Genomic DNA, 7227 nt, shown 5'->3' with positions numbered 1-7227 from the left:
AGCAACTTCAAGTGGACTTCGGAGAAACAATTGTACAACAGAAAGAAGGAACTCGAAAAAAACGCTTCCTCGCTATTTAGTGTTTAGTCTACTGTTTCATAAAGTTGTCTATACTAGGTAAAAACTAGTAGATTACTTAGGAGGGTACGCCTTATGAAAGAATAGACATCTTGATTTTTGGCAATATCGCACCGTTCTGCATGCAAGAATGCCACGAGTTACATGTGAATCATGTGGAAAAATACGTACGGTTGTCATTGGTTGGGCACGACCTGGTGCAGGATTAACTTTATTATTCGAAAACCATGTTATGTCACTGATGGTTGACATGCCAGTCGCAGCTGTAGCCCGTAAAGTTGGTGAACATGACAACCGTCTTTGGAGCGTATTTAATTATTATGTGGATAAAGCGATGGAAAATATCGACGTATCTAACGTAACCCGTGTCGCCATGGATGAAACTTCACGTACAAAGGGACATAAATATGTGACATTATTTATTGATATAGATACCAAACGGCTACTATTTGTCACAGTAGGTATGGGTGCAGATGTATTACAAGATTTTTGCGAATTCCTTGATAGTAAAGGGGTTTTGAGCACTCAAATCAAAGAATTTTGTTCCGACATGTCCCCCGCATTTATTTCAGGTATTGAAAAAAAATTCCCCAATGCTTCAATTACCTACGATAAATTTCAAGTGATGAAATTGGTGAATGAGGCTCTAGATAAAGTACGAAGACAAGAACAAGCTACTCAGCCATTACTGAAAAATTCACGCTATGTATGGCTGAAGAACCAAGAAAACTTAACAGAAAAACAGGAGGTTACGTTTGCCAAACTAAAGGATATGGACTTAGCGACAGGCCGTGCATATCGTATGAAATTATCCCTACAAAAAATGTGGACCCAATCACCTATCACTTCTGACAACTACTTTGATGCATGGTATGACTGGGCAATTCGCTCACAACTTGAACCCATGATCAAGCTAGCAAAGTCGCTAAAAAAGCATAAGGACGGCATCCTAAGATGGTTTGTCACCAAGATGACTAATGGGCTACTTGAAGGGATAAATGGTTTAGTTCAAGCATCCAAAAGAAAAGCTCGTGGATATCGTTCCACAGATAACTTTATTTCCATGATCTATGCAACAGTGAACAAGCTGGATTTGATTGTTGAATCATGACTACAGCTGTTCCTTCGTTTGCTTGCCGATACTCCCTTAGATTTTAGGTAGGTTGTCAAGTGCACTCCTTGACTACCTACCTAAAATCTGAGATCCTGCAAGGTAGCAAACAAGGATTGCTAGATTCAAATGCGTACTAGTAAATTGTTTTTTCAACACTAAATAGCGAAGAGCCTTTTATTTTCCCTAACACAATTGAATCGTCTACCAGGTTAATATAATTGATTAGTTCAACGTCAAAACCAAGTGTCTTATAGTAATGGTAAGGAAGCAGTTCTAACTGCATATCCATAAAAATGCACCTCGCTGATTTGGTATTGTGGTTGTTTGACACTTTCATTTTACCATTTTTAGCTAAGGGGCATTTTTATTTTTTTAGGGGCTTTTTGAACAAGCTCTTTTATAGGACTTTTCCAATGAACGGTTGATTGTGGATACATAATTAAGATTTCTCGCTCTATAAAATAAAAATCGTCTTTTGAAAAACCTTGTAAGCTTGCTGCGCGCTTAACGGAAACATTTATGCTAACTACCTCAAATGAGTTTTCCGTTGTCCCTAAATATTTCTCTCCTTCAAACATGGCCCCTTTATAGGTAATAAAAAAGTTCTTATGCACGTTTTCTTTATCGTCGTGGATATAAAAATTTTTCTGTTCCTGTGCTAGCTCTAGTTTACGTTTTGGATTTACGACATATTTAATTCCGACATAAATGAGGGTGACAATGGCAAACACTATAAACAGACGGAATAATAAAATGATCATAACATGGGCCTCCTACGAACAAGTTCCTATTAGTCTTATATACGTTTTGAGCTATAGTAAGGTTTCAAAAACTTTTTTGTTATAATAAAAAAGGAGGTGTTTGAATTGAATTTAAATCATTTATTTGAAATGCAGCAAGAGCTTGATCAGAGAATTAAAATGGAACATGGTCTTGAAAAGGAATCCTTATTTGAGCGAAAAGTGCTTGCCTTATTAGTAGAGCTTGGCGAACTTGCGAATGAAACTAGGTGCTTTAAATTTTGGAGTAAAAAGCCTTCCTCATCTAAGGAAGTAGTGTTAGAGGAATATGTGGATGGCATTCACTTCATACTATCATTGGGGATTGAGAAAGATTTCCATAAGGATTCTTTTAACATAGGGATTTCAGTTACTAATACTGATCTGGTTTCTATATTTATTAAAGTATATGCTCACATACATGATTTTGCTGGGAATCCTACTAGGGATGGATACCATCAATTAGTTTCAGGTTATTTTGCACTTGGACAGGCTTTACAGTTCGGCTTTGATGAAATAGAACAGGCATATATGCAGAAAAATACCATAAATCATGAACGACAAAATACTGGGTATTAATTTCTGATAATTTTGTACATTTCATTCGGAATCCGATATAATGAATTCATATGAGAAGGGGGTCTATCAATTTGAAAAAACAATTAGACGAGACATTGACTATGTTGAAAGAATTAACCGATGCTAAAGGTATACCAGGTAACGAAAGAGAACCACGTGATGTAATGAAGAAATACATAGAGCCATTTGCTGATGAAGTGACAACAGACGGACTAGGAAGTTTAATTGCGAAGAAAGTTGGAGATGCAAACGGTCCAAAGATTATGATTGCAGGTCATTTAGACGAAGTAGGATTTATGATCACGCAAATAGATGATAAGGGGTTTTTGCGCTTTCAAACAGTTGGTGGTTGGTGGTCGCAGGTAATGCTTGCACAACGAGTGACCATTTCCACTAGATCTGGTGATGTTACGGGAATTATCGGCTCGAAGCCTCCTCACATTCTTTCAGTTGAAGCCCGTAAAAAGCCAGTTGACATTAAAGATATGTTTATTGATATCGGGGCTTCTAGTCGTGAAGAGGCCATGGAATTTGGCGTAAGACCGGGAGATCAAGTCGTTCCATATTTTGAATTTACAGTTATGAAAAATGAAAAAATGCTGTTAGCAAAAGCATGGGATAATCGTATTGGTTGCGCAATTGCCATTGACGTATTGAAGAATTTAAAAGGTGTAGACCATCCAAACGTTTTATATGGCGTTGGAACGGTTCAGGAAGAAGTAGGATTACGTGGAGCTAAAACGTCAGCTCAAATGATTCAGCCTGACATTGGTTTTGGAGTGGATGTTGGTATTGCCGGAGATACTCCAGGAATCTCTGACAAGGAAGCGTCAAGTAAAATGGGCAAGGGACCTCAAATTATCCTTTATGATGCATCTCTTGTGTCACATAAAGGATTACGTGAATTTGTTACAGATACAGCCGATGAGTTAGGCATCCCCTATCAATTTGATGCGATTCCTATGGGAGGGACAGATTCTGGTGCCATTCATATGACAGCAAACGGTGTGCCTTCCCTTTCCATTACAGTAGCTACTCGATATATTCATTCTCATGCAGCGATGCTACACCGTGATGACTACGAGAATGCCGTTAAATTAATTACAGAGGTTATTAAGAAATTAGATGCAGATACAGTCAAAGAAATAACTTTTGGGTAAGTTAAGGAAGCAGCGCAGCATAACGATTTGTTATGTTGCTTTTTTTATAAAAAGATAAGAAAGTATAAGTTTTTTCAAACAGGATCTATGTCTAGCTCCAGCGCCTAGACCCTCGAGGTCAAATAACCCTAAAAGAATAAAAGAGAAGACCACCCTTTTTTTCTTTTAGGAACATTTGCTATGCCTGAGGCAAAACGTGGCGCTTGCGCCTTTTGTTCGATTAGATTATTAAAATCTAAAGAAAAAAGATAGCCCAATGCGGCTATCTGCTCCTTACTTTTTCAACGCTTGCTCTAAAGTGGTTAGCATTTCTTGCTTATCATTTTGTTCGGAATGCTGCCAAATTACCTCGAAGAGTACACCAAGTCCCGGAAGCATTTTTTCTTCCCCACTTTCAATCGCATCTAGGATGGTGTCTTCTAGCTCTTGATGATTATTTCCTTGTACATTTGTAATAATGGCATTACGTAAGTTTAAATTCATCTCATACACCTCTTTTGGAAAAATTGACTAACACAGATTTAGCTTTCTACAAGAATGCTTTAAATATGTATTTGGATTAATATATAATGGTGTAACATACAATGAATGTAAAGGACTTGAGAGAACATGAAACGCATTGAATCAAGACTTAACCCCCAAGTAAAGCAGTGGAAAAAACTACAAATGAAAAAAGAACGAGATAACACAGGGAAATTTATCATTGAAGGCCCACATCTTGTTGAGGAAGCATTAAAGAAAAAAGGATACATAGAAGAGATTTTACTAACTGAGAGTTTTCAAGTACCCTCAAAATGGAATCTGGATGAGCTACAAGTGATTATCGTTTCGCAGGAGGTAATGAACGAGCTTGGAGAAACCGAGACCCCACAAGGAGTAGCAGCCATTTGTAAGAAACCACAACACAAATTAGATGAGGCAGCAACAGGTGCTTACTTACTTATTGATGCTGTCCAAGATCCGGGGAACCTAGGTACCTTGATTCGAACAGCGGATGCTGCAGGTATCAGTGGAGTAATTGTAGGAGAGGGTACAGTTGATGTTTTCAATAGTAAGGTTATCCGTGCTTCTCAAGGCTCTATTTTTCATATCCCAATTGTAAAGGGATGTCTAAATGAATGGATCCCAAAGCTGCAAAGTCTTGGACACACTGTTTATGGTACTTCCTTAGAAAATGCTGAACCTTACATAAATGTTACACCTACTCAGCCATTTTCACTTATCGTTGGAAATGAAGGTAGAGGTGTTCAAAAGGAATGGTTATCTGTAACCAATCAAAATCTTTATATCCCCATTTACGGGAGTGCAGAATCCTTAAATGTAACAGTTGCAGCTGGTATATTGCTGTATTATTTACAAGCTAAATAATTTACAGCAACCGAAAAAATTGAAAGGTGGGAATGTGATGTCAAGCTTCTTTGCTTCAAAAGCAGTGGATCCGTTTGTCGCATATTCAATCTCACATCTAAGTATGATCCTCCTCTTTGGTTTTTTTGCAGTGTTATTGTTCACGTATCGAAACTCGCTGAAGGTAGAACACCGAAAAAAATGGATTCGAAATACACTAATAGGTCTACTAATTGTAAGTGAGATCTCTTTACAGATTTGGTTTGCCGGGGCAGATATGTGGGATCCTTATGATACTTTACCTCTTCAACTCTGCTCTATTTCTTTAATTCTTAGTATCATCATGCTCATCATGAATAGCTATCGCGTGTTTGAGGTGGCTTACTTCTTCGGGCTCGCAGGAGCTTCACAAGCTTTACTTACACCGGAACTGTTTTTTGACTTTCCGCATTACCGATACTTTCATTTTTTTATTGCCCATATCGCTATTATGCTCTCATGCTTATATATGGTCTGGATTGAAAAATTCTATCCAACGTTTTATTCAATTTGGAAGGCAATCTTTGCACTAAATGTCATCGCATTTTTCGTCTTTTGGGTGAATAAATGGACAGGTGGTAACTACATGTTTTTAGCCAGAAAGCCAACGAATGCTAGTTTACTAGATTTCTTAGGACCTTATCCTTACTACATTCTTACTTTAGAGGCAGTTACAGTGTTTTTGTTTACTTTGTTATATTTGCCATTTTGGCTGATCCAAAAAAGAACAAAAGTCTAAATCGACTTGTTTTTGTCAACACTTTAAGGTAATATCATATAGTATAAAATTACATAATAAATATAAAAAACGTTGATAGAGCCTAGTAGCTTTTTAAATCGCCATTAAGGGAGAAAGTGCCGTAGACTGAAAGCACTTTTATGGTAGACATAAGTGAATTCACCTCTTGAGTTGACACTTGGACCGGTTAAATTCCGTAAAGGTGCTCCGGTGAAGAACCGTTATGACAATGAAGTGACTAAAACAAAACAGTTTTAGTAATTAGGGTGGTACCGCGAAATCAAGTCCTCGTCCCTTTACCAGGGAAGAGGGCTTTTTATTTTGGAAAAAAAGAGGAGGAGTAACACATGCAAGAGCGTTTACAAGAGCTTCAGCAAGAAGCATTGAAGCAAATTCAAGAGACAAATGATCTAAAAGCACTAAACGATATTCGTGTTGGCTTTTTAGGGAAAAAAGGACCTATCACAGAAGTGTTAAAAGGAATGGGTAAGCTTTCAGCTGAAGAACGGCCAGTTATCGGAGAAGTAGCCAATAAAGTTCGGGAAGCGATTACTAATGCCATTGAAGAAATGCAAGCAACTCTTGAAAAAGCTGAAATTGAGAAAAAGCTAGCCTCACAAAAAATCGATGTGACACTTCCAGGAAGACCAGTTCGAAAGGGTAATAGCCACCCCTTAACAGCTATCGTTGAAGAAATAGAGGATCGATTCATTGGTATGGGCTATCAAATTGCAGAAGGTCCAGAAGTAGAAAGTGATTACTATAATTTTGAAGCGTTAAATCTACCTAAAGGTCACCCTGCTCGTGATATGCAGGATTCCTTCTATATTTCAGAGGACACTTTATTACGTACACAAACTTCACCGATTCAGGTTAGAGCAATGGAGAAGCATGCTGGGAAAGGTCCCGTTAAAATCATCTGTCCTGGTAAGGTGTATCGCCGTGACAATGATGATGCCACACATTCACACCAATTTACGCAAATTGAAGGATTAGTCGTGGATGAAAACATTCGAATGAGTGACCTGAAAGGGACGCTAAGTGTGTTTGCACAAAAGATGTTTGGTGCTGACCGTAATATTCGTCTGCGTCCTAGCTTTTTCCCATTCACCGAGCCTTCTGTTGAAATGGATATTTCATGTAAGATATGTAACGGTGAAGGCTGTAATGTGTGTAAGGGAACCGGTTGGATTGAAATTCTAGGTGCGGGTATGGTTCATCCCAATGTGTTGGAGATGGCAGGATTTGATTCTAAGAAGTACACAGGGTTTGCCTTTGGAATGGGACCTGAACGAATTGCGATGTTGAAGTACGGAATTGAAGATATTCGAAATTTCTATATAAACGATCGTCGTTTCATAGAACAGTTCAAACGAGCGTAAGGGGGAGGGA

Annotated in this window: 8 protein-coding genes, 1 pseudogene and 1 other annotated feature; of the genes and pseudogenes, 6 read left to right on the top strand and 3 right to left on the bottom strand. The window is 38.2% G+C overall.

All coding sequences use genetic code 11. The features are described 5' to 3' along the window. Nucleotides 1–175 precede the first annotated feature (175 nt). Nucleotides 176–1189 (top strand): annotated as a pseudogene (locus ACOI1C_RS03855) (ISL3 family transposase); the annotation flags it as partial. A gap of 136 nt (nt 1190–1325) precedes the next feature. Here ACOI1C_RS03855 and ACOI1C_RS03850 read toward each other — a convergent pair. Together ACOI1C_RS03850 and ACOI1C_RS03845 are read right to left on the bottom strand one after the other, a co-directional pair. Beyond that, on the bottom strand, nt 1326–1481 hold the full coding sequence (locus ACOI1C_RS03850; RefSeq protein ID WP_422508153.1) for a hypothetical protein: 156 nt from the start codon (nt 1479–1481) through the stop codon (nt 1326–1328). A gap of 58 nt (nt 1482–1539) precedes the next feature. Next, nucleotides 1540–1953, bottom strand: a complete 414-nt coding sequence (locus tag ACOI1C_RS03845) for a sigma-w pathway protein ysdB (protein ID WP_422508151.1) — start codon at nt 1951–1953, stop codon at nt 1540–1542. Nucleotides 1954–2058: 105 nt separating this feature from the next. Here ACOI1C_RS03845 and ACOI1C_RS03840 point away from each other — a divergent pair, with 105 nt between their 5' ends. Both ACOI1C_RS03840 and ACOI1C_RS03835 read left to right on the top strand, forming a co-directional pair. Beyond that, nucleotides 2059–2550, top strand: a complete 492-nt coding sequence (locus ACOI1C_RS03840) for a dUTP diphosphatase (RefSeq protein WP_422508149.1) — start codon at nt 2059–2061, stop codon at nt 2548–2550. 101 nt (nt 2551–2651) lie between these two features. Then, nucleotides 2652–3710: a M42 family metallopeptidase gene (locus ACOI1C_RS03835; RefSeq protein WP_422508183.1), complete on the top strand. Its 1059-nt coding sequence runs from the start codon at nt 2652–2654 to the stop codon at nt 3708–3710. Between the two features lie 273 nt (nt 3711–3983). Here the strand turns inward: ACOI1C_RS03835 and sspI are convergent, their stop codons facing one another. Beyond that, a complete protein-coding gene (sspI, locus tag ACOI1C_RS03830; protein WP_422508147.1) occupies nt 3984–4193 on the bottom strand; it encodes a small acid-soluble spore protein SspI in 210 nt (69 codons plus the stop codon). Between the two features lie 126 nt (nt 4194–4319). Between sspI and ACOI1C_RS03825 the strand changes: the two genes are divergently transcribed. The 3 genes from ACOI1C_RS03825 to pheS all read left to right on the top strand — a co-directional run bounded on the left by ACOI1C_RS03825 (nt 4320) and on the right by pheS (nt 7217). Beyond that, nucleotides 4320–5078, top strand: a complete 759-nt coding sequence (locus tag ACOI1C_RS03825; RefSeq protein ID WP_422508145.1) for a TrmH family RNA methyltransferase — start codon at nt 4320–4322, stop codon at nt 5076–5078. A gap of 37 nt (nt 5079–5115) precedes the next feature. Next, nucleotides 5116–5835: a TIGR02206 family membrane protein gene (locus tag ACOI1C_RS03820; protein WP_422508143.1), complete on the top strand. Its 720-nt coding sequence runs from the start codon at nt 5116–5118 to the stop codon at nt 5833–5835. 63 nt (nt 5836–5898) lie between these two features. After that, nucleotides 5899–6134, top strand: a binding site (T-box leader). Between the two features lie 48 nt (nt 6135–6182). Next, complete coding sequence (gene pheS / locus ACOI1C_RS03815) at nt 6183–7217, top strand: phenylalanine--tRNA ligase subunit alpha (RefSeq protein WP_422508141.1); 1035 nt, start codon at nt 6183–6185, stop codon at nt 7215–7217. Nucleotides 7218–7227 lie beyond the last annotated feature (10 nt).

The sequence above is a fragment of the Bacillus sp. DJP31 genome (assembly GCF_049310945.1).
Taxonomy (GTDB): Bacteria; Bacillota; Bacilli; order Bacillales; family SA4; genus Bacillus_BS.
This window is presented reverse-complemented; position numbering and strand designations above follow the sequence as displayed.

Bases quoted from the DNA above. Each gene is read 5' to 3' on its own strand.
- ACOI1C_RS03850 (WP_422508153.1), bottom strand. From the start codon at position 1,481: ATGGATATGCAGTTAGAACTGCTTCCTTACCATTACTATAAGACACTT.
- ACOI1C_RS03845 (WP_422508151.1), bottom strand. From the start codon at position 1,953: ATGATCATTTTATTATTCCGTCTGTTTATAGTGTTTGCCATTGTCACC.
- ACOI1C_RS03835 (WP_422508183.1), top strand. From the start codon at position 2,652: ATGTTGAAAGAATTAACCGATGCTAAAGGTATACCAGGTAACGAAAGA.
- sspI (WP_422508147.1), bottom strand. From the start codon at position 4,193: ATGAATTTAAACTTACGTAATGCCATTATTACAAATGTACAAGGAAAT.
- ACOI1C_RS03825 (WP_422508145.1), top strand. From the start codon at position 4,320: ATGAAACGCATTGAATCAAGACTTAACCCCCAAGTAAAGCAGTGGAAA.
- ACOI1C_RS03820 (WP_422508143.1), top strand. From the start codon at position 5,116: ATGTCAAGCTTCTTTGCTTCAAAAGCAGTGGATCCGTTTGTCGCATAT.
- pheS (WP_422508141.1), top strand. From the start codon at position 6,183: ATGCAAGAGCGTTTACAAGAGCTTCAGCAAGAAGCATTGAAGCAAATT.